Genomic DNA, 20,451 nt, shown 5'->3' with positions numbered 1-20,451 from the left:
ATCGCAACGGGAAAGGCCGCCGCCGATTGACATTTCCGCACGCAGGGGGAAGCTGCGGCAATCTTTTCGCCCCAACCTTCACGCGCCAAATCTTCACCCGCACGACTGCCGCAGGAATGACCATGACCGAGTTGCAGACCAGGACGCGCCACCGGGGCGTCTTTCCCGTGGTGCCGACGATTTTCGACGCCGCCGGCCGGCTCGACCTCGAGGGCCAGTGCCGCGCGGTCGATTTCATGATCGATGCCGGGTCGGACGGGTTGTGCCTGCTCGCCAATTTCTCCGAGCAGTTCGTGCTGGCCGACGAGGAGCGCGAGATCCTGATGCGGCGGATGCTCGAACATGTCGCCGGGCGGGTGCCGGTGATCGTGACGACGAGCCATTTCAGCACCGATCTCTGCATCGAGCGCAGCCGCCGCGCCGAGGCGATGGGGGCGGCGATGGTGATGGTGATGCCGCCCTATCACGGCGCGACGATCCGCGTCGGCGCCGCCGGGCTGTGGGATTTCTTCCAGCGCCTGTCGGATGCGATCCGGATTCCGGTGATGATCCAGGACGCGCCGGTGGCGGGCACGCCACTGCCGGCCGAACTGCTCGCCGAGATGGCGCGCGAGATCGCGCAGGTCGCCTATTTCAAGATCGAGACGCCGCAGGCGGCGGCGAAGCTGCGCCGGCTGATCGAGCTGGGCGGTGGCGCGATCGAGGGGCCGTGGGATGGCGAGGAGGCGATCACCCTGCTCGCCGATCTCGACGCGGGGGCCACCGGGGCGATGACCGGCGGCGGCTATCCCGACCTGATCGGCCCGATCGTCCACGCCCATCTCGCCGGACGGCGCGACGAGGCGGTGGCCGGCTACGAGCGCATCCTGCCGCTGATCAACTATGAAAACCGCCAGTGCGGGCTGATCGCCGCGAAGGCGCTGATGCGCGAGGGCGGGGTGATCCGCAGCGAGGCGGTGCGCCATCCGCTCGCACCGCTGCACCCGGCGACGCATGCGGGGCTGCTGGAGATCGCCCGCCGGCTCGATCCGCTGGTGTTGCGTTGGGGGTGAGGGCCGGGGCGGTTTCGCGCCCGGCTGGCGGTTGTGCGGGTGGGGCCGACGCGCGGCGCGCGGGCGGCGTGTGGTGGCGCGGGCTTGCCGGTGCGGCGCTGCTGCTCGCGCTGGCCGGTTGCGCGCGGTATCGCCCGGCGCCGATCGACCCGGCGGCGACGGCGGCGGCGCTGACCGCGCGGCGGCTGGATCAGCCGGGGCTGGTGCGCTTTCTCCGCGCCATGAGCGTGGCGCCGGATCGCGGGTTCGGGCTGCGGGCGCTGACGCTGGTCGCGGTCTATGAGCGGCCGGGGCTGAAGCTCGCCACCGCCGAGGCCGGCGCGGCCGCGGCGGGTGCGGTGCTGGCGCGGCAGGTGCCGAACCCCACCCTGTCGCTGTCGCCGACCTTCAACGCGACGCAGGCCAATCCCTCGCCGATCCGGATCGGGCCGGAGATCAGCTTCCTGCTGGCGAATTTCGGCGCCCGGCAGGCCGGGATCGCCGCCGCCGATGCGCGCGTCGCCGCCGCGCGGGACATGGTCGCCCAAGCCGCCTGGCAGGAGCGCGGCGCGGTGCGCGCGGCACTGCTCGCCCTGTTCATCGACCGCCGCGCCCTGCGGCTCAGCCGGCGTCTGGCGGGTACGGCTGCGGAAATCGAGACGACGATCGCCGGGCGGGCGGCGTCGGGGATGCTGGCGGCGAGCGTGCTGGCCGGCGCCACGCAGGCGGCGGACCGGGCGCGGCTGGCCGTGGCCGAGGCCCGGCGGCGGCGCGATGACGACCGCGCCCGCCTTGCCGCGGCGATCGGCATGCCGGTGGCGGCGCTGCGCCATGCGCCTCTGTCGTTCGCCGCCTTCGCCCATCCGATACCCCCGCGCGACCTGCCGGCGCTGGTGCGTCGCGCGCTGGTCGCACGGCCCGATATCGAGGCCGCCCTCGCCCGCTATCGCGCCGCCGATGCGGCGCTGCGCCAGGCGGTGGACAGCCAGTTCCCCGGGTTGCGGATCGGGCCCGGCTATGAATACGACCAGGGGGACAACAAGTTCGTGCTCTCGCTGTCGCTGCCGCTGCCGGTGCTCAACCAGCACCAGGGGCAGATCGCGGTGGCGCGGGCGCGGCGCCGCGTGGCCGCCGCCGCCTTCGAGCGGGTACAGGCGCGGGCGCTGGCGCGGATCGATGTCGCCGCCGCGGCGTGGCGGGGCAGCCGTGCGGTGCTGCGCGCGGCGCGGCGGCTGGAGGTGGTGGCCGGGCGGCAGGACGCGCAGGCGGCTGCTGCCTATCGGCTCGGCACCACCGGGCGGCTGCGGCTGCTGGAGGCGCGGCGCGGCGCGCTGCTCGCGCGCAGCCGGCGCCTTGCCGCCGAGGCCGAGATGCTGAGGGCGCTCTCGGGCCTCGCCGATGCGCTGGAGATACCGGTTTTCAGGGAGACGCCCGCATGAGGCAGGGACGATATCGCGCGGCGGTGGCGGCAGTGGCGGCGCTGCTGCTGTTGCCGCTGGCAGGCGTTCGCGCGCGGGCGGCGGATCTGACGCTCGACAACGCGACGCTGGCGAGCGGGCTGATCGCCACGGTGACGCCGACCCTGCGCACCGAGGCGCCGCAGCGCCACGCCGAGGGGCGGGTGCTCGACCCGGCCCCGGCGCTCGCGCTGCGCGGCCGGATCGTGGCCGCCGCCGCGGCGGCGAAGCTGGACGCCGCCACCCTCGATCGGACCCGCCAGCTCTATCGCGCGGCGGGCAATGTGTCGCAGGCCAGTCTCGAACAGGCCGAAGCGGCGGCGGCCAGCAGCGCCGCCAGGCTCGCCGCCTTGCGGGCGGAGGCGATCGCGCGGTTCGGCGCGCCGCTCGGCCGGGCGATCGCGCAGGATGGGCCGGCGTTCCGCGCCCTTGCCGGCGGCGGCGCGCTGGTGCTGGTGGTGCAGGCGGGCGCCGCGCTGAAGCCGGCGCCTGCCCGGGCCACGGCGCGGCTCCCCGACGGGACGGCGGCGGCGCTGCGGGACATCGGCCCGGCCGGGGTTCAGCCGCCGGGGCTGCTCGGCCAGGCGCTGCTGTTCACCGGCCCGCCGCTGCCGGTGGGCGCGCCGCTCGATGTGTCGCTGCCGGCGGGGCGGCGGATCGCGGGATATGACGTGCCGGTGGCCGCGCTGGTCTGGCATCGGGGCCGGGCCTTCGTGTTCGTGCGGACGGCGCCGGGGCGCTTCGCCGCGGTCGCGCTGGGCGGCGGAGGGCTGCTGGCGCCATCCGGCGTTGATCCGTCTGCGCCAGTTGGCGCGGGTTCCTCTGCGCCATCCGGCGCGGGTCAAACGCAATTCGTGCCGGCGGCGGCGCTGCCGCGCGCGCCGGCGATCGTCGTTCGCGGCGCCGGGCTGCTGAATTCGATGCTGGCCGGCGGCGGCGGCGACGGCGACGGGGACTGAGGCCGCGCCCATGCTTCCCGCCATTGTCCGCATCGCGCTGCGTTATCGCCTCGTCGTCGTCCTTGTCGTCGCGGGGCTTGCCGCGATCCAGATCGCCCGGCTGCCGGGGGCGCGGTATGACGTGTTTCCCGAATTCACCGCGCCGACCGTGCTGATCGAATCGGCGACGCCGGGGTTCAGCGCGTTGCAGACCGAGCAGCTGGTGACCGACCGGCTGGAGCGGCGGCTGACCGGCCTGCCGGGGCTGGCGCGGATGCGCTCGACCTCGGAGGCCGGGCTCTCGGTGGTGCATCTGGTGTTTCACGGCGGCACCGATCCCTATGCCGACCGCCAGCGCGTTGCCGGGCGGCTCGCCGAGCTGGGCGGAACCCTGCCGGCCGGGATCGTGCCGCGGCTCGCGCCGATGCAGTCCTCGACCGGGACGGCGCTGGAGATCGGGCTGTATCCGCGGGCCGGCATGTCGCTCGAACGGCTGACGGCGATCGCCGAGACCGAGCTGCGCCCGGCGCTGCTGGCGGTGCCGGGGGTGGCGACGATCGTGATTTTTGGCGCCCGGCCGCCGCAATTCGACATCGCACTGCGGCCGGGGCGGCTGCTGGCGACCGGCTTCACCGCCGCCGACGTGGCGCGGGCGGCGCATGCGGCGAGTGCGGTGATCGGCGCCGGGTTCATCGATACCGGGGCGCAGCGCCTCGTGCTGGCGCCGGAGGGGCAGGCGCGCGACGCGGCGGCGCTGGCGCAGAGCTGGCTCGGGACGCGGGGCGGCCTGCCGGTGAGCATCGGCGATGTCGCCCGGGTGCGGGTGGGCGCGCCGCCGCGCTTCGGGGCGGCGCTGATCCATGACCGGCCGGGGCTGCTGCTGCTGGTCTCCTCGCTCTATGGCGCCAACACGCTCAAGGTCGCCAACGAGGCGGGGCAGGTGGTGGCACGGCTCACGCCGGGGCTGGTGGCGCAGGGGGTCGGCGTCGATCCGCGCGCCTTCACCCCGGCGGCATTCATCCGCATTGCCCTGCTCGATCTCGGCCATGTGCTGCTGATCGGCGCGGGGCTGATCCTGCTGGTGCTGCTCGCCGCCCTGCGCGACTGGCGGGCGGCGCTGATCTCGTTCATCGCCATTCCGGTCTCGCTGCTGGCGGCGGTGGGGGTGATCACGGCGCTCGGCATCACGCTCAACACCATGGCGCTGGCGGGGCTGGCGATCGCGCTCGGCGAGCTGGTGGACGATGCGGTGGTCGATGTCGAGAACATCACCCGGCGGCTGCGGGAGAACCGGGCGCGGACGGCGCCGGAGCCACGGTTGCGGGTGATCCTGCGCGCCTCGCTTGAGGTGCGCAGTGCGATCGTCTTTGCCAGTGCGGCGGTGATCGCCGCCTTCACCCCGGTGATCATGCTCGGCGGCGTCGCCGGCCGGCTCTTCGCGCCGCTCGGCATCGCCTATATCGCGGCGATCGCCGCCTCGCTCGCGGTGGCGCTGGTGGTGACACCGGCGCTGGCGGCGCTGCTGCTTGGCGGCGGTGACGGCCGGGCGGTGCGGACCCCGCCGATCGTGCTGCTGCAACCCGCCTACCAGCGGGCGCTGGCCAGGCTGGAGCGTGCCGGCGGGCTGGCGGCGGCGCTGGCGCTGGCGGCGGTGATCGCCGCGGCGGCGAGCGTGCCGCTGCTCCAGGCGCGGTTCCTGCCGCGGTTTCGCGAGAACGACGTGATCGTGCATTACCTCGCCGCCCCCGGCATGTCGGTCGATGCGATGCTGGCGATCGGCAGGCAGGTGGTCGGCACGATCGACCGCCTGCCCGAGGTGGCCAACGCGGTGATGCATATCGGCCGCGCCTCGATGAGCAACGGCCATGCCGGGGTGAACAAGGCCGAGATCGACATCACGCTGAGCCGGCGCGGCAATCGGCACGCGGCGCGCTCGGCGGGGCGGATTCTCGATGCGGTGCGCGGGATCGACGGCCTGTCGTGGTGGAGCCGGACGTTCCTTTCCGAGCGGATCGAGGAGAGCGTGTCCGGCGATACCGCGCCGGTGACGGTGGCGGTGTTCGGGCCTGATCTCGCCCGGATCGACGCGGCGGCGCGGCGGATCGCCACGCTGGCGCGGAAGCTGCCCGGCGTCATCGCCGCGGCGCCGGCGGCGAGCGCGGCCGAGCCGACCCTTGCCGTCACGCTCGACCGCGCGGCGATGCTGCGCTTCGGCGTCAGCGCGCGGGCGGCGCTGGAGGCGCTGCGGCTGGCTTATGCCGGGCAGATCGTCGGCCATGTCTATCGCGGCACGCTGGTCCAGCCGGTGGTGGTGACGCTGCCGCGCGCGCTGCGCCGGCTGCCGGCCTCGGTGGGGAACCTGCCGGTGGCGGCGGCGGGCGGAACGCTGGTGCCGTTGCGGTTGATCGCGACGATCCGCCAGACGCGCTCGCCGGCGCAGATCCTGCACCAGAAGGGGCGGCGGGTGCAGGTGGTTGCGGTGCAGACGCGGCATGGCAGCGCCGCCGCGGTGATCGCGGCGCTGCGCCGGGATCTCGCACAGGTGAAGCTCGGGGCCGGCGTTTATGTGGACTATGGCGGGACGGCGGTGGCCGGGGGGGCGGCGCGGCGGGCGCTGGTCGCTGATGCGGGGATCGCGCTCGCGGTCATTCTCGCGCTGATCGCGCTGGCGCTGCGCGATGCGCGGGCGGTGGCGCTGGTGGTGGGCATCCTGCCGGTGGCGTTTGCCGGCGGGGTGGCGACGGTGTGGATTTTCCTGCGCGGGCATCTCGGCCTCGGCGCGATGGTCGGGCTGGCGACGCTGTTCGGCCTCACCTTGCGCAACGGGCTGCTGCTGCTGATCCACATGCGCCGGCTGGCGACCGAGTAGGGGCTGCCGTGGTCGGCGGCGACGGCGCGGCTGGCGGCGGCGGACCGGCTGCCGGCGATCGTGATCACCGCCATCGTCACCGCGCTCGGGCTGCTGCCGCTGGCCATCGCCTCCGGCTCGCCGGGCGATGCGATCGAGGGGCCGATGGCGATCGTGATCCTGGGCGGGTTGCTGACGGCGACGCTGCTGTCGCTGTTCGTGCTGCCGGTGCTGGCGCCGCGCCTCGCGCGGTTCCGCCCGCGCCGGGATGACGGGCTGGATTAGAGCATTTTCCGATCCATCCGGATCGGATGTCGTGCTCTATCTTGTTGATAATTAGAGCATCTTTATCCGATCAGATGGAATCATCTGGTCGGGGCAAAAGGCGTGGGCGCGGGGGCATGAAAAATCCCGGCGCATTCGCATGCGCCGGGACGGGTGATCGCCGAAAGGATCAGAGCACGTTCCGATCCTTTCGGATCGGATGTCGTGCTCTGACATATTCGTAAACCGAGCATCTTTATCTGATCAGATGATTCCATCTGATCGGATGATGCTCTAGGGAGTCGGGTTGGTGCTCGGCAGCGGGTTGAAGTCGGCCGGGATCGTGGTGGTGATGCCCTTGGCGACGTCGGTCGGCACGATGTGGTCGGCCTGGCAGCCATTGCCGCCGTAATGCGGCAGCGACATGATGACCTTGTTCGGGATCATCGCGTAGTCCGCCGGCAGCGGCTCCGCGCGGCCGGTCAGGCGGGCCGGGTCGAAGGCGCCCATCAGGTCGCCGACATAGGGGGTCAGCGCGTCGGACGGGCCGATATTCGCCTCGCCGAACTCGCTCTCGCCATCGGCGCGGCCCTTCAGCTCATCCGGCAGCAAGGCGAGCGGCGTGAGGCCGAACACCTCGTCGACGAATTTCACCACCGAGGACTGGCTGCCATCCTGGTGATCGACCTGGTGCGTCTTCGCATAGGGCGAGATCAGGATCATCGGCACGCGGGGGCCGAACTTGAAGACCTGCTTGTCCGGGCCGTTGACGATGACCGGCGGCGGCACATGGTCGTAATCGCCTTCGGAATCGTCCCAGGTGATGATGATCGCGGCGTGCTTCCAGTATTTGCTGCTGGCGATCGCGTTCACCGCCTTGGCCACCATCGCCTCGCTGATCTGCGCATCCGAGTAGGCGGGGTGGTCGTCATCGCCGAGGAAGTTGGCCTGCACCTTGGCGACCGGGTTGACCGGGGTCAGGCCGAAGATGTTCTGGAAGCCGCCCTTGACGTAGAACACGCCGCCCGAGGCCGGCAGGGTGCCGCCCTTGAGCGCCGTGAACAGGTCGCCCAGCCCGTGCAGGTTGGCGCGCTCGTCCGGGTTGTTGGCGACGTAGCCGAAATATTGCGGGCCGTTGTGGTGGGTGATGTAGGAGGCGTGGGTGCCGTTGGCATCGACCGGGTTGGCCGGGTCGGTCGGCTCGTGGTCGTAGCCTTCCTCGTACCAGCCCCAGTTGACCTGCTTGTGGCCGGACTGGGTGAGGTAGGAGATGTCGTCGTTGATGTCGGCGAGGTCGCCGGCGGCATCGGTATCGTGCCTGGTGATCGCGGCGGCGTTGCGGCCCATCGTGTTGATCGCGATCGAGGCGTAGGTCTGGTTGAGCTGCACGCCGTAGGTGAAGGCGGAGCCGCCGAAATCGCCCGGATTGACCGGCACGTTGGCGTTCTGGTTCGGGTCGAGCGGGGAGCCCCAGAACGGATCGTTGTCATCCATAACCGGCTCGCCGGCGCCAGATTCCGTCACCTTGAGGCCGTGCGGGTTGGTCGCGGTCGGCCCGGTGGTCGGGTCGAAGGAGGCGAAGGACTGGTTCGGGTGCAGCGCCCACTGGGTCAGGCCGGTCTGGGCGGCGAAGATCGACAGGTTGCCGGGCGTCGAGGGGCCGGTAATGTTCTGGAACACATGGTCGAACAGCACGAAGCGCGCGGCGTAGCGCCAGAGGAAGGGCACCGTGTCGCAATCCTCGTAGGCCATCGCGAGTTCGCCGAACTGCTTGGCCTTCACCGAGGGATTGCCGGTCGGCGAGTATTTCAGCTCCTCGGTGACGGCGAACTTGTCCATCAGCGGCTTGCCGGCGACGACGTCCATCTTGGCGGCGATGCGGGCGTGCGAATGGTCGATGTCGTCGGTGTCCCACGCATATTGCTTGGGCCCGATGCGGAAGGGCGAGATGGTGGTCGCACTGCCATCGGTGTTGACCAGCGTCTGCACGAAGCCGGGGGTTTTCGCGGCCGGCTGCGAATAGAGCCCATCCGCGCCGGGGAAGGTGCCGAAATAGGAGTCGAACGAGCGGTTCTCCTGATACAGCACGAAGACATACTTGATCTTCTTGCGCACGAGCTGGACGAGCTGCGCGTGGGTGAGGTGGAAGCGGTGATGCCGATGCTCGCCGCGTTCACCCTGTTCCTGACCGCGTTCCTGGCCGCCATTGTGCCAGGCCTCGCGGTCCATCAGCCCGGCGACGAAGGCGTGGGCATCGTCCGGACGGTTGAAGGCGAGGCGTCCATCCTGCTCGGCAAGTGCCGGCCGAATGGTAATGCTCAGCGCGCAGAGCGCTGAACAAGCCATTGCCAAGGCTCGTTTCATGATTGTCTCCAAAATAATTTATTAACCTACGTTAAAAATATACAGATCAAATTTCCTTGTGCTGTGACGATTCAGTTGCAGAACCGTGAAATTATTTCAGCTGAAACATTCGCCGTGCCATCGCGAGGGCGCGCGCGCGGTAGGCGGCGTTGAGCGACGGGGTGGCCGAGTGATAGTCTCCGATGCCGCGCATCAGCGTGCCGGCACGGTCGATGTCGGTGCGCAGGATGAAGGCGGCGGCGGCGATGTTGAAACACGGATCCTCGATCAGCCGGCGCCGCGTCTCCCGCCGGCCGAGCCGGGCGCGGCGGGCGATGGTGTCGAGCCAGATGCTGTTGACCTGCATCAGCCCGTAATCGGCGGTGCCGTTGGAATCAGGGCGAACCAGCCCGGGATGTCCCCCCTCCAGCCTTGCGATCACCGGCAGGACCCGCGGCGGCAGGTGATAGACCGTGGCGGCGAGGAGCATGCAGCGCAGCAAGCCCGTCATCGTGAAGTCTCCGTGACATCGCGCCGGCGGGAAAACGCCGCGCTGGCGCGCGGGCCGGGATGTCGGATATCCAGTGTCACATGTTTGGGAAAAGAACTCCGGCGCGGGACGAGGCAGGCTATACGCTGCTCGAATTGCTGGTCGTCATCGTCATTCTCGGCCTGCTGATCGCCCTGGTCGGGCCGGCGCTGCTCAGCCAGCTCGGGCGGGCGAAGGCGAGCATCGCCGAACAGTCGATCGAGCGGATCGGCTCGGTGCTCGACCTGTTCAAGCTCGATGTCGGCAGCTACCCGACCACGGATGAGGGGTTGCAGGCGCTGATCACCAGGCCGGCAGGGGTGAGCGGCTGGCACGGACCCTACCTCAAGCAGACCACGCTGCCGCGCGACCCGTGGGGGCATGGGTTCGTGTACCAGGCGCCCTCGGCGCGGCCGGGACTGGCGTATGATTTGTGCTCGAAAGGGCCGAAGGACGTGACCGCGGCGCCGGGCGCGCCGGGGACGATCTGCAACCGCTGAGCCGGGCTCAGCCACAGCGCGCATCCGACCAGTCGAGCACGATATAGGGCGCGTCGACATTCGCGGGTGTGAGGCGGACGGTCGCGCAGCGCGCCGCGCGGGCGAGACCCGGCCCGGTCGCCACCGCCTCGATCCGCACCACCGGCGGGCCGCTCACATGCCCGCCCGGCACATCGATCCGCCCTGCCAGCCCCACCGCCGCGCGCACCGCCGCATCCGCGCTCGCGAGGTCGGGCAAGGCGGGGGCGTAGAGCGAGAGATGCGGGCGCAGCCGGGCGAGCAGGCCCGGCGTCATTCCGGGCAGGCTGGCAAGCTCGGCGAGGCTGCGGAACGGCGCTTGCGGCGGGCCTTCGGCGCTGCCGGCGGCGCGGTAGCGGGCGATGAGGGTCGCGAGGCTGGCGGGCGCAAGGGCAGGGTCGCGCGCTTCGGTCAGGGTTTCGGCGAGGCTGCCGGCCGGTGCGGCCGCCATGCCGCCGACGCGGAACAGCGCCGCCAGCAGGGGGGCGGGTGCGGTGTCCGGGTTGATCCGGCCGGCGACGCCACTGGTCGCGAGCCGCACCTGCGATGCGCCGATCCGCACCTCACCCGGTGCTGCGCCGCCGGCATCGAGCCGGGCGACGGCGAGCCACACGCCGCCCTCGGCCGCCGCCGCCGCCACCGCGGCGTCGCGCAGGTTGCCGGCGATCGCCATCTGCTGGCGGGCGGCGACCAGCAGCCGGGTGACGAGGAAGCCGAACAGCACCAGCACCGCCAGCACGATCAGCAGCGCGAAGCCGCGATCGTCGTGCCGGCGGGGCCGCGCCATGCTCAGTGCAGCCCGAGATGCCGGCGCAGCGCCGCTTGCGGATCGGCCGATCCGTCCATCGGCAGGCCGTTGAGTTCGGCGGGCACGTTGGCGGCGTTGGGCAGCGCCTGTTCGAGGTCGCTTGTCAGCGCCGCCGCGTCCGTCGCGTCGTGGACGACATGCGGGGTGATCAGCACCAGCAGCTCCTGCCGCGCGCGGTTGTTGTCCTGCGTGCCGAAGAGCGGGCCGAGCAGCGGCACATCCTTGAGGAAGGGCAGACCGGAATTGCCGCGCTGGACATTGTCGGTGATCAGCCCGGCGAGGCCGATCGTCTGCCCGTCATGCACGACGACGCTGGAGGAGACGGCGCGTTCGGAGAAGGTGGGCGAGTTCAGCCCCTGGGTGGTGACCGAGGGGGCGACGTTGCTCACCTGCTGCGAAACCGTGAGCGCCACCAGGCCGTCGCTGGAGATATGCGGGGTGATTTGCAGGATCACGCCGGTTTCCTGGTAGTTCACCGAGTTGATGACCGGCGCGCCGGTGGTCAGCGTGCTCTGCGAGGTCTGCGAGAGATAGGGCACGAGATTGCCGACCAGCAGGTTGGCCGTGCGGCCGTTCTGCACGAGGAGCTGCGGCGAGGAGAGCACCTGCACCTGGGTGACCGATTGCAGCGCGGAGATCGCGAGCGGGGCGCCGTCGGCGCCATGGCCGGCGAGGACGAAGCCGGGGAAGCTCTGGTTCAGGGCGGCGGTCGCGCCGGTGCTGAGCACCGCGTTGATGCCGCCGGACTTGAAGAAGAACTGGGTGCCGTATTTCAGCGCGCCGTTGAGATCGACCTCGGCGATCGTCGCGTCGATCTCGACTTCCAGCGGCTCGATGTCGAGCTTGCGGAGCATCGCCTCGACCGAGGCGTTTTCCGAGGCGTCCGCCCGCACCAGGATCGCGTTCTGGCGGGGGTCGGCGATGATCCTGAGGCCGCTGGTCGCGCCACCACCACCACCACCGGCGCTGCCGCCGAGCGGGCCGAGCAGCGGGTTGCTCGCCGCCGCGCGGGATGATGCCGGCGATGCGGCGGGCGATGCGGCGGAGGACGCGAGGCCGGCGCCGAGACCGGAGGCGGTGCCGCTGCCGGAGCCGGGGGTCGCGCCGAGCCCGGCGGTGGTGCCGGTGCCCGAGGTGCCGGCGCCGGCCGCGTTGCCCACCAGCCCGCCCGATCCCATCAGCGTCTGCGCCGAGACGCCGGGGGCGGTGCCGCCCGTGGTGTCGGGCGCCGAGGGTTGGGCCGTGACGTCGTCGGGGGTGAAGGCTTCCTGCAGCACCTCGGCGACGTCTCCGGCGCGGCTGTTGCGCAGGTAATAGACGTGCCAGGCCCGGTGCGTCGCCGCTTCCTGCCGGGCGAGGGTGCGATAGACCCGGTCCGCCGCGCGGATGGCGGCGCCGGAGGGGGCGATCACCAGCACCGCGCCGATGCGCACCAGCGGGACCACCTTCGCCAGCCCGCCCGCCTTGCCGGCGTGCAGCGCCTGGGTCAGGGCGGTGGCGAAATCGCGCGCGTTGGCGCCGCTGGCGGGGTAGAGCGCGTAGGACTGGCCGGCGAGGGCATCGACGTCGAAGGCGCGGATCAGCGCGAGCAGGGTGGCGCGGACCTGCGGGTTGCCGCCGACGATGAGGGCGTTGCGGTCCGGCGCGGCGACCACCTTGCCGCCCTTGCCGACATAGGGTTGCAGCACGGCGGCGAGATGCGCCGCGCTGACATGGGTGAGGGTGACGACGCTCGATCCGTCGAGCCCCGGCGCGGTGGCGAGGGCGGCCGCCGCCTTGTCCGCCGGGACGACCTGGTAGAGCCCGTTGCTGCGGATGAGGGCGGCGTGGTTCTGCGCGAGCAGGGTTTGCAGCGTCGGGATCAGGGCGGAGGCGGGGATGTCGTGCGCGGTGCGCAGCGTCGCCTTGCCCTGCACCGCCGGGTCGATCGTGTAGGTGACGTGCAGCATGTTGCCGAGGATCTGGGCGACGACGGCGCGGATGTCGGTATCGGCGAAGTCGAGCGAGACATCGCCGCTGCCCGCGGGCAGCGGGGCGCCGGGGAGGCTCGCGGGTGGCGCGTGGCCGGGGCTCGCGGTGATCGCCCCGGTGACGGCCGGGGTGGCGATCACCGCATCGGCGCGGCCCGGCGCGGTGGTCGCCGCGGGGGCGGCGGGTGCGGGGGCGAGCAGGCGGGTGGCGTCGGGCGGCGCCGGCCGCGGGGTGCACCCGGCGAGCAGAGAGGCTGCCGCGATGACGCCGGCATGGACACGGACGCGCATGGTTTCGCTGGATCTCCTGGGAATTATCGAGGGCCGGGATGGACAAGGATGCCGGCATCGGCGGCCGGCTTCGGCGGGTTGGCTTGCGGTGCGGCGCCGGTCTCGTGGGCGAAGCGCGGCACGAGGCGGAGCTGGCCGCGCGGACCCTCCAGCAGCACGGCGCGCCGGCCGATCCGCGCGATGCGGTAGCCGCCGAGATGAGCCCCCTCGCCGAGCAGGACCGGCTTGCCGGACGGTGTTGCGAAGATCGCGAGCCGTACCGCATCGCCGCGCAGGATGCCGGAGAGCCGGGGCATCCCGGTCGCGGCGGTGTCGGCCGCGACGGCGACGGGCCGGCGGTCGGGGCGGAACAGGGGACGGGCGAGGATCTGCGCCGTGGCGGCGGTCCCGGGTGCGGCGGGCGGGGGCGAGGTCGTCCGGGTCGGGCGCGCGGCCACGGGGCTGGGACGCGCTGCCGGCATCGGGGCGAGCGCCAGCGCCGCGGCGGTGGCGGCCAGCGCCAGCACGAGACCGAAGAGGCCGAGCCGCGCGCCGATCATCGTGCCGCCTTCGCGATGCGGAAGCCCGAGACGGTGAAGCTCGCATGCAGGGGCAGCGCGGTGCCGGCGGCGGGCACGCCGGTCGCGTGCAGGTCGAGCCGGTTGACCAGCATGCGCGGCGTGGCGGCGCCGAGCGCGTCGAGAAAGCCGATCAGCGCGGGGTAGGAGGCCGTCATCGCGATCCGCAGGCGGATGCGCTGGACGCTGCCGAGGCTGACCGGTGGGAGCAGTTCGGCGCTGTCCAGCCCGATCCGGTGCGTCGCGGCGAGGGATTGCACCGCGCCCTGCAACCGCGCGCCGGCGATGGCGGCGGAGCCGCCGGGGAGATAGGCGTCGCGCCCGGCGCCGGGGCGGCCCTGCGCGGCCCTGCGGCGCAGCGCCGGCAGGTCGGCGACGAGACGCCGCTCATGCGCGAGCAGCGTGTTCGTGGTGGCGACGCGGGCGCTGAGGCCGCGATACCAGGCGAGGCCGGGGCGGACGACGCCGAAGCCGACAAGGGCGAGCAGCGCCGCCGAGATCGCGAGCGCGAGCGCCTGGCCGGCGCGGCCGTCCGGCAGGTCGCGCGGGAGCTGTGCCATCGCGTCAGCCCGCTTCATCGTTGCGCAGCCGCACCCGGATCGAGAACACATCCCCGCCGCCGTTCAGCGACCGGGTGACGGGGGCGGCGAAGGCCGGATCGGCGAAATGCGGATCGGCGGCGAGCCGGGCCACCAGCCCGGCGGCGTTGGGCGATTCGCCATCGAGCGTCGCCACCCGGTCGCGCAGGGAGAGATCGGTGAGGTAGCTGCGGTCCGGCAGGGCGCGTGTGAGGGCGGCGAGCATCAGCAGCGTGTCGCCCTCGCGCGCTGCCTCGGCGCCGAGCGCGGCGCGGAAGCGGTCTTCGGCGGCGAGGCGGGCGCGCAGGGCTTCGGCAAGGCGGAGCTGCGGGGCGAGCGCTGCCTGCGCCGCGCCGAGCCGGTGCAGGGCGAGCGCCTGGCGCGCCGGCGGGATGGCGAGGCACAGCGCGGCGAGGCCGGCGGCGAGCAGCGCGAGCGCCGGGGGGACGCGGCTTTGCCGCCGCGCGCCGGGAAGTGTGAATACGGCCTCGCCCTCGGCGCCGGCGGTCTCGATCCGCACGGCGGCGAACCCGGCCTCGGCCAGTGCGGCGAGGAGGCCGGCGATCCAGGCGCGGGGCAGCACCGCGAGCCGGACATGGAGCAGGCCCTGCGCGGTGTCGCGCGCGACGATCTCGTGGGCGACCAGTACCTCGTCGGCGGTGAAGGGGGTCAGGCGGTCGATCTCGAAGGCGAGTGCGGCCGCGAGGTCGCGCCGCGCGGCGGCGGGGAGGGTGACGCGGCGGATCAGCGCGCCGGCGCCACGCAGCCGCAGCACCACCGGCCGGATCACCGCGCTCCGCCGCATCTGCCCCAGCCGGCCGAGTGCGCGGGGGCCGCCGCGCCCGTCCTGCGTGACCTCGGCGGATTCGGGGGGCGCGCCGGCGGCGGCGGTGATTGTCACCGCCGCATCCTGCCCGCCCGGCCGCCGCGAGGCGCCGGGCACCAGCGACCGCAGGGTCGCGATGTACCAATGAATGAAATCCATTAATATTCTGGTTACGCGACTAAAGAAAAATTGAAAATTAAGGTTTTGTGTCACTCGACCGCTGCGCGCCTATCCGCCGGCGGCGAAGGGGGCGCGCCAGGGGGCGGCGATCAGGTCCGGCCAGGGGCGCTGCCCGGCTGTGGGGATGATGCGCAGCCGGATCAGGCGCGGCAGCGCGCCTGCCGGCCCGGCGTCGTGCCAGGCTGGCGGCGCGCCCGGCCGTGTGGCCCACCAGTAGCGCAGCTCGATCGCGGCGATGTGGCGGGCGAGGGTTTCGACATGGGCCGTGCCGGCGGGCGATGCCTGCGGGCCGAGCGGCGGGCCGGTCGGCGCCGCCCGCCACGCCAGGACGAGATCGCCCGCGCGGGTGACGCCGATTTCGGCGAAGACGAGGCGGCTCGACAGGGCGGCGGCGCGCGGCAGGGTGGTGACGAGGGCGAGGTTGTGCGCCGACCCGGCCGGCTGACCGGGGCGGGCTTGGGCGATCAGCCGGCGCAGGGCGCGGAAGCTGGCCTGCCGGTCGGCGGTGGCGGCGATCGTCCCGGTGGTGCGGCGATAGGTCGCGATGCCGAAATGGCTGGCCTGGGCGAGCCCCGCGAGCAGCAGGCCGAGCACGACCAGCGCGACCAGCATTTCCAGCAGGGTGAAGCCCGCCTCCCGCCTCATGGCGGGGCTGCGCGGATGGTCACCAGCGTCACCGCCCTTCCGGCGCGGCCCCAGCGCTCGCTGACCGACAGGCGCAGCGCCCGCAGCGGCGCGCCCTTCGCCATCGGCAGCGGCGCCGCCTCCTCGCGGTAGCGGAAGCCGCCGCCATCCTGCCCGGTGCGGACGTAGTGGCCGCGCGGCGCGAAGGCGGCGAGGGCGGCGAGGCGGGACTGCGCGCGTTCCACCGCCGCCGCCTCGCGTCCGCCGATCGCAATTCCCGCCGCGCCATCGAAGGCGGCGCGGTAGAGCACCGCGACCGCCAGCGCCGCGATGACGAAGGCGACCAGGGTTTCGAGCAGGATGAAGCCGCTATCGCGCCGCGGCATCGGTGCTGATCCGTCCGGTCAGCCAGTCCACCGCCACCCCCGCCCGGGCGGCGCCGCGCGCGAGCAGCATTTGCCCGCCGGTCGCGCTGCCATCGGGGGAGAAGACGATCCGCCCCCAGCCGCGCGCGACCGGGCCGTGAAAGGCGATGGCGATGCCGCGCGGCAGCCGCCCCGCAGCGGTGGGGGCGACCCAGCGCCCGTCCGCCGGCTCGATCGCGAAGGTGGCAGGCCGTCCGGTTGCGATTGCGACGGCGCGGGCGGTGCGCAGCGCCCCGGCGAGGGTGGCGGCGGCGGTCGCGGGGTCGCGGCCGATGCGCCGCCAGGGTGCGGCATTGGCGGCGAGCGTGAGGGCCAGGCCGAGAATGACGACGACGATCAGCAGTTCGAGCAGCGTGTAGCCGCGATCGTCAGGTGCGGGCTCAGTGGGCGATGGCTCAGTGGGTACGGGCTCAGTGGGCGAGGGCATCGAGACCGAGCATGGCCAGCAGCAGCGAGGCGACGATGAAGCCGATCGCGCCGCCCATCACGATGGTGATGGCGGGGACCAGCAGCGAGACCAGCTTCTGCACGCCGAGCCGGGCGCGTTCCTCGTGGATCGCGGCGGCCCGCAGCGCCATGCGGCCGAGCTGGCCGGTTTCCTCGCCGAGGCGGAGCAGATGCACCGTCCGCTCCGGCATCAGCCGTGCGGCGGCGAGACCGGCGGCGAGGCCCTTGCCGTGCCGCGCCGCATCCGCCGCCGTGGCGATGGCGAGGGCGGCGGCGCGGTTGCCGATCACGTTCTGCACGATCGCCATCGCCGGGACGAGGGCGACGCCGTTGCCGAGCAGCGTGCCGAGGGTGCGGGTGAAGCGCGCCGCCAGTGCCTCGCGCAGCAGGGTGCCGAGCAGCGGCAGGCGCAGCACCAGACGGTCGAACCGCAGGCGCGGGGCGGGGCGGGCGAGCAGCAGGCGGATGCCGGGAATGGCGAGGGCGAGCAGCGCCAGCGCATAGGGCCAGAACGCGGCGCAAGCCTGCCCGGCCGCCAGCAGCAGGCGCGTGGTGGCGGGCAGGGGGACGCCGTTTTCGGCGAAGATCGGCACGAATTCGGGCAGCACGTTGGTCAGCAGGAAGACGATCGCGCCGGTCGCGGCGAGGGCGAGCAGGGCGGGGTAGGTGAGGCCGGCGATCATCGCGGCGCGCAGCGAGCGGTTGCGCTCCAGCAATTCGGCGAGGTCTTCGAGCGTCGCGGCGAGAGCGCCGGATTCCTCGCCGGCGCGGACCAGCCCGACATAAAAGGGCGGGAAGCTGCGCGGGGCCTCGCCGAGCGCGCGCCAGAGGGCGGCGCCGTCGCGCACCTTGTCGCAGATCGCGAGGATGATGGCGCGGCCGCGCGGGGTGGCGGCGGTGCTGGCGGCAAACCGCAAGGCGCGTTCGAGGTCGAGCCCGGCGCCGAGCATCGAGGCGAGTTCGCGGGTGAAATCGGCCAGCGCGTCGGCGCCGAGGCGGGGGGCGCCGCCGATGTCGCGGTTGAGCAGGGCGAGCAGGGAGGCGCCGCGGCGCGGGGCGGTGCCGAGCAGGATCAGGCCGCGGCGCTTGAGTGTCTCGATCGCCTCGGCCTCGCTCGCCGCGTCGATGGCGAGGCGGGCCGGGGCGCCGGCGCGGTCGATCACGCGGAAGACGAAATCAGGCATGATCGCGCTTCATCATGCGAGCAGGCTTTCGGCGAGCGAGGTTTCGCCGGCCAGCACCGCATCGCGCGCGGCATCGGCCAGGCTGCGCAGGCCGGCGACGCGGGCCAGCTCCGCCTCGCCGGCGCCGGCGGCGAGATGGGCGGCAAGCTCGGCGGTGGGGGTGAGGAATTCGGCGATCGCCATGCGGCCGCGATAGCCGGTGTCGCGGCATTCGGGGCAGCCGGTGGGGTGGTTGAGCGGCGTGCCGGCGGCGATGCCGAGCTGCGCCGCCTCGGCCGGGCTCGCCGGTGCGCTCCGGCGGCAGGCGGGGCAGAGACGGCGGATCAGCCGCTGGGCGAGCACGCCGCGCAGCACCGAGGCGACGAGATAGGGTTCGAGCCCCATGTCGCGCAGGCGGGTCATGGTCGCGACCGCCGAGTTGGTGTGCAGGGTCGAGAGCACGAGATGGCCGGTCAGCGCGGCGCGGGTCGCGATCTGCGCGGTTTCGAGGTCGCGGATTTCGCCGACCATGATCACGTTCGGGTCCTGCCGAAGAATGGCGCGGAGGAGCTGGGCGAAATCCAGCCCGATCTGCGGCTTGACCTGGCTCTGGCTGATGCCGGCGAGGCGGTATTCGATCGGGTCCTCGATGGTGACGATCTTGCGGCTCGCGCGGTCGAGGCCGAGCAGGGCGGTGTAGAGCGTCGTCGTCTTGCCGCTGCCGGTCGGGCCGGTGACGAGGACGATGCCGTTCGGTGCGGCGAGTGCGGCGCGGAAGGCGGCGACGATGGCGGGGTCGAGGCCCAGGGCGCCGAACTCGAAGCTCATCGCACTGCGGTCGAGCACGCGGATGGCGATGGTCTCGCCGTGCATCGTCGGGATCGAGGAGACGCGGAAATCGACCTCGTGGCCGCGCACCGGCAGGCGGATGCGGCCATCCTGCGGCAGGCGGCGCTCGCCGATGTCGAGCCGCGCCATGATCTTGACCCGCGAGACGATGGCCGGCGCCATCGCCGCGGGGTGGGTTTCCGCCTCGATCAGCGCGCCGTCGTGGCGGTAGCGGATGCGCAGGCGGTCTTCCTCGGGTTCGATATGGATGTCCGACGCGCGGGTTTCGACCGCGCGGGCGATGAGCTGGTTGACCAGGCGGATCACCGGCGCCTCGCTGGCGAGATCGCGCAGGCGCTCGGCATCCGCCTCGCTCGGCGCGGCCTCTTCGGCGGCGTCAGTCGCGGCGTCCGCCGCGCCGGATTCGGGGTAGAGCCGGTCGAGCGCTGCATCGAGGTCGATCGGCACGGCGACGGCGCGGCGCACCGCGCAGCCGGTGGCCGCCGCCACCGCGCCGGCGGCGAAGCCATCGAACGGATCGACCATCGCGAGGTCGAGCACGCCCGCGTCCAGCGCCAGCGGCAGCACCCGCGCATCGCGCAGGAAGCGCGGGCGCAGCCGCTCGGGCAGGACCGGGGCGGCGGGATAGGCGTCCGGCGCCAGCAGGGCGAGGCCGGCGGCGGCGGCGGCGGCCTCGGCGAGGCTGCGCTCGCCGATCAGCCCGAGGCGGACCAGGGCGGCGGCGAGGCCGAGCCCGGTTTCCGCCGCGAGCGCGCGCGCCCGCGCGATGCCGATGGGATCGACCAGCCCGGCCCGCAGCAGCGCCGGGCCGATGGCTGAACTCTCCTCATCAGGGCGCGTGGCGGCGTGATCGAGCATCGCTTGTGTCTCGCGGAAAGATATTTTTTACCTTATGCCCCGAGGGCGCCGCCGCCGGAGCCGAAAACATATGACAGTTCAGGGAAATATTCTGGTCGCGGGCACGCTTCTCGTGGCGCCGTTCATCGGCTCGTTCATCGGCACGCTGGTCGAGGACCTGCCGCGCGGCCGCCTGCTCGCGCGGCGGCGCTCGCGCTGCGATGCCTGCGCGACGCCGCTCGGCCCGGCCGACCTGGTGCCGCTGGCGAGCTTCCTGCTGCGCCGCGGGCGCTGCGCGCATTGCGGTGCCGCGATCCCGCGCAAGCTGCTGCTGATCGAGCTGGCGACGCTGCTGCTGGCGGTGGTCATCGCCGCGCTGGACCCGGCGGGGCCGCTGGTGCCGCTCGATTTCGCCTTCGCGGCGACGCTGCTGGCCCTGGCGCTGATCGATCTCGACTGTCTGCGGCTGCCCGACGCGCTGACCCTGCCGCTGCTGCTGGCCGGGCTGGCCGCGACCGCGCTGCGGCAGCCGGAGGCGCTGGGCGCGCATGCGGCGGGCGCGGCGCTGGGCTATCTCGGCTTTACCGGGCTGCGCCTGCTCTGGCGGCGGCTGCGCGGGATCGACGCGCTGGGGGCGGGGGATGCGAAGCTGCTGGCGGCCGGCGCCGCCTGGCTGCCGCCCGCCGCCTTGCCCTGGGCGGTGGTGATCGCCGGGCTTGCCGGGCTCGCCGGGTTCGCCGTCTGGTCCGTGCTGCGCGCGGAGGCCGGCAGTGCGGGGCTGATGCAGCAAAGACTGCCCTTCGGCCCGGCGCTCGCGTTTGGACTGCTGATGATGAGACTTGCGACATGAAGTGTCATCAAAACAACATTAGGGTTTGTGGGGATTTGGGATTCCCATTTGGGTGTTGCTGTGATTCAAGCTGTGAATGGAACGATTTGTACTGACGGACGCCCAATGGGCGAGGATG

General features: G+C 72.8%; 17 protein-coding genes and 1 pseudogene. 6 read left to right on the top strand and 12 right to left on the bottom strand.

Going from position 1 to position 20,451, the window contains the following annotated elements:
* Positions 1-122 precede the first annotated feature (122 nt).
* The 4 genes and pseudogenes from B7Z76_RS10990 to B7Z76_RS10975 all read left to right on the top strand — a co-directional run bounded on the left by B7Z76_RS10990 (position 123) and on the right by B7Z76_RS10975 (position 6,559).
* Positions 123-1,052 carry a dihydrodipicolinate synthase family protein gene (locus B7Z76_RS10990; protein WP_174503416.1) on the top strand — a complete coding sequence of 310 codons (930 nt, stop codon included), beginning with the start codon at positions 123-125 and terminating at the stop codon, positions 1,050-1,052.
* Positions 1,053-1,120: 68 nt separating this feature from the next.
* Complete coding sequence (locus tag B7Z76_RS10985; RefSeq protein WP_291343911.1) at positions 1,121-2,470, top strand: TolC family protein; 1,350 nt, start codon at positions 1,121-1,123, stop codon at positions 2,468-2,470.
* Positions 2,467-3,447, top strand: coding sequence for a hypothetical protein (locus B7Z76_RS10980; RefSeq protein WP_291343910.1), 981 nt, complete (start codon positions 2,467-2,469; stop codon positions 3,445-3,447). Before B7Z76_RS10985 ends, B7Z76_RS10980 begins: the two co-directional genes overlap by 4 nt.
* A 10-nt stretch (positions 3,448-3,457) precedes the next feature.
* Positions 3,458-6,559: pseudogene (locus tag B7Z76_RS10975) on the top strand (efflux RND transporter permease subunit).
* 273 nt (positions 6,560-6,832) lie between these two features.
* Here the strand turns inward: B7Z76_RS10975 and B7Z76_RS10970 are convergent.
* Positions 6,833-8,884 carry a phospholipase C gene (locus B7Z76_RS10970; protein ID WP_291343908.1) on the bottom strand — a complete coding sequence of 684 codons (2,052 nt, stop codon included), beginning with the start codon at positions 8,882-8,884 and terminating at the stop codon, positions 6,833-6,835.
* Between the two features lie 109 nt (positions 8,885-8,993).
* Positions 8,994-9,392: a lytic transglycosylase domain-containing protein gene (locus tag B7Z76_RS10965; protein WP_174503413.1), complete on the bottom strand. Its 399-nt coding sequence runs from the start codon at positions 9,390-9,392 to the stop codon at positions 8,994-8,996.
* An 80-nt stretch (positions 9,393-9,472) separates the two neighbouring features.
* Here B7Z76_RS10965 and gspG point away from each other — a divergent pair, with 80 nt between their 5' ends.
* Entirely contained in the window at positions 9,473-9,910 is a 438-nt protein-coding gene (gene gspG / locus B7Z76_RS10960) for a type II secretion system major pseudopilin GspG (protein ID WP_174503412.1), read from the top strand.
* Positions 9,911-9,917: 7 nt separating this feature from the next.
* Here gspG and B7Z76_RS10955 read toward each other — a convergent pair whose 3' ends face one another.
* From B7Z76_RS10955 to B7Z76_RS10910, 10 genes are all read right to left on the bottom strand, one after another.
* A complete protein-coding gene (locus tag B7Z76_RS10955) occupies positions 9,918-10,715 on the bottom strand; it encodes a type II secretion system protein GspK (RefSeq protein ID WP_291343905.1) in 798 nt (265 codons plus the stop codon).
* 2 nt (positions 10,716-10,717) lie between these two features.
* Positions 10,718-12,997, bottom strand: coding sequence for a type II secretion system secretin GspD (gspD, locus tag B7Z76_RS10950; RefSeq protein ID WP_291343904.1), 2,280 nt, complete (start codon positions 12,995-12,997; stop codon positions 10,718-10,720).
* A 23-nt stretch (positions 12,998-13,020) separates the two neighbouring features.
* Positions 13,021-13,536: a hypothetical protein gene (locus B7Z76_RS10945; RefSeq protein ID WP_291343903.1), complete on the bottom strand. Its 516-nt coding sequence runs from the start codon at positions 13,534-13,536 to the stop codon at positions 13,021-13,023.
* The gene (gspM, locus tag B7Z76_RS10940) at positions 13,533-14,132 is read right to left on the bottom strand and encodes a type II secretion system protein GspM (RefSeq protein WP_174503408.1); all 600 of its coding nucleotides are present in this window, start codon (positions 14,130-14,132) and stop codon (positions 13,533-13,535) included. The genes B7Z76_RS10945 and gspM overlap by 4 nt, the downstream gene beginning before the upstream one ends.
* Entirely contained in the window at positions 14,119-15,117 is a 999-nt protein-coding gene (locus tag B7Z76_RS10935) for a PilN domain-containing protein (protein WP_174503407.1), read from the bottom strand. The genes gspM and B7Z76_RS10935 overlap by 14 nt, the downstream gene beginning before the upstream one ends.
* A gap of 69 nt (positions 15,118-15,186) precedes the next feature.
* A complete protein-coding gene (locus B7Z76_RS10930) occupies positions 15,187-15,783 on the bottom strand; it encodes a prepilin-type N-terminal cleavage/methylation domain-containing protein (RefSeq protein WP_174503406.1) in 597 nt (198 codons plus the stop codon).
* The gene (locus B7Z76_RS10925) at positions 15,780-16,148 is read right to left on the bottom strand and encodes a type II secretion system protein (protein ID WP_174503405.1); all 369 of its coding nucleotides are present in this window, start codon (positions 16,146-16,148) and stop codon (positions 15,780-15,782) included. The genes B7Z76_RS10930 and B7Z76_RS10925 overlap by 4 nt, the downstream gene beginning before the upstream one ends.
* Positions 16,132-16,614, bottom strand: a complete 483-nt coding sequence (locus tag B7Z76_RS10920) for a GspH/FimT family pseudopilin (protein WP_291343901.1) — start codon at positions 16,612-16,614, stop codon at positions 16,132-16,134. The genes B7Z76_RS10925 and B7Z76_RS10920 overlap by 17 nt, the downstream gene beginning before the upstream one ends.
* On the bottom strand, positions 16,598-17,818 hold the full coding sequence (locus B7Z76_RS10915; RefSeq protein WP_291343899.1) for a type II secretion system F family protein: 1,221 nt from the start codon (positions 17,816-17,818) through the stop codon (positions 16,598-16,600). Before B7Z76_RS10915 ends, B7Z76_RS10920 begins: the two co-directional genes overlap by 17 nt.
* 12 nt (positions 17,819-17,830) lie before the next feature.
* Positions 17,831-19,504: a GspE/PulE family protein gene (locus B7Z76_RS10910; RefSeq protein WP_291343897.1), complete on the bottom strand. Its 1,674-nt coding sequence runs from the start codon at positions 19,502-19,504 to the stop codon at positions 17,831-17,833.
* 70 nt (positions 19,505-19,574) lie between these two features.
* Between B7Z76_RS10910 and B7Z76_RS10905 the strand changes: the two genes are divergently transcribed.
* Positions 19,575-20,333 (top strand): A24 family peptidase, encoded by a 759-nt coding sequence (locus tag B7Z76_RS10905; protein WP_291343895.1) that lies wholly within the window; start codon positions 19,575-19,577, stop codon positions 20,331-20,333.
* Positions 20,334-20,451: the final 118 nt, after the last annotated feature.

The sequence above is a fragment of the Acidiphilium sp. 20-67-58 genome (genome assembly GCF_002255515.1).
In the GTDB taxonomy this organism is placed as follows: Bacteria; Pseudomonadota; Alphaproteobacteria; order Acetobacterales; family Acetobacteraceae; genus Acidiphilium.
The sequence above is the reverse complement of the archived record's forward strand: the minus strand, read 5'-3'. Positions and strand labels throughout refer to the sequence as shown.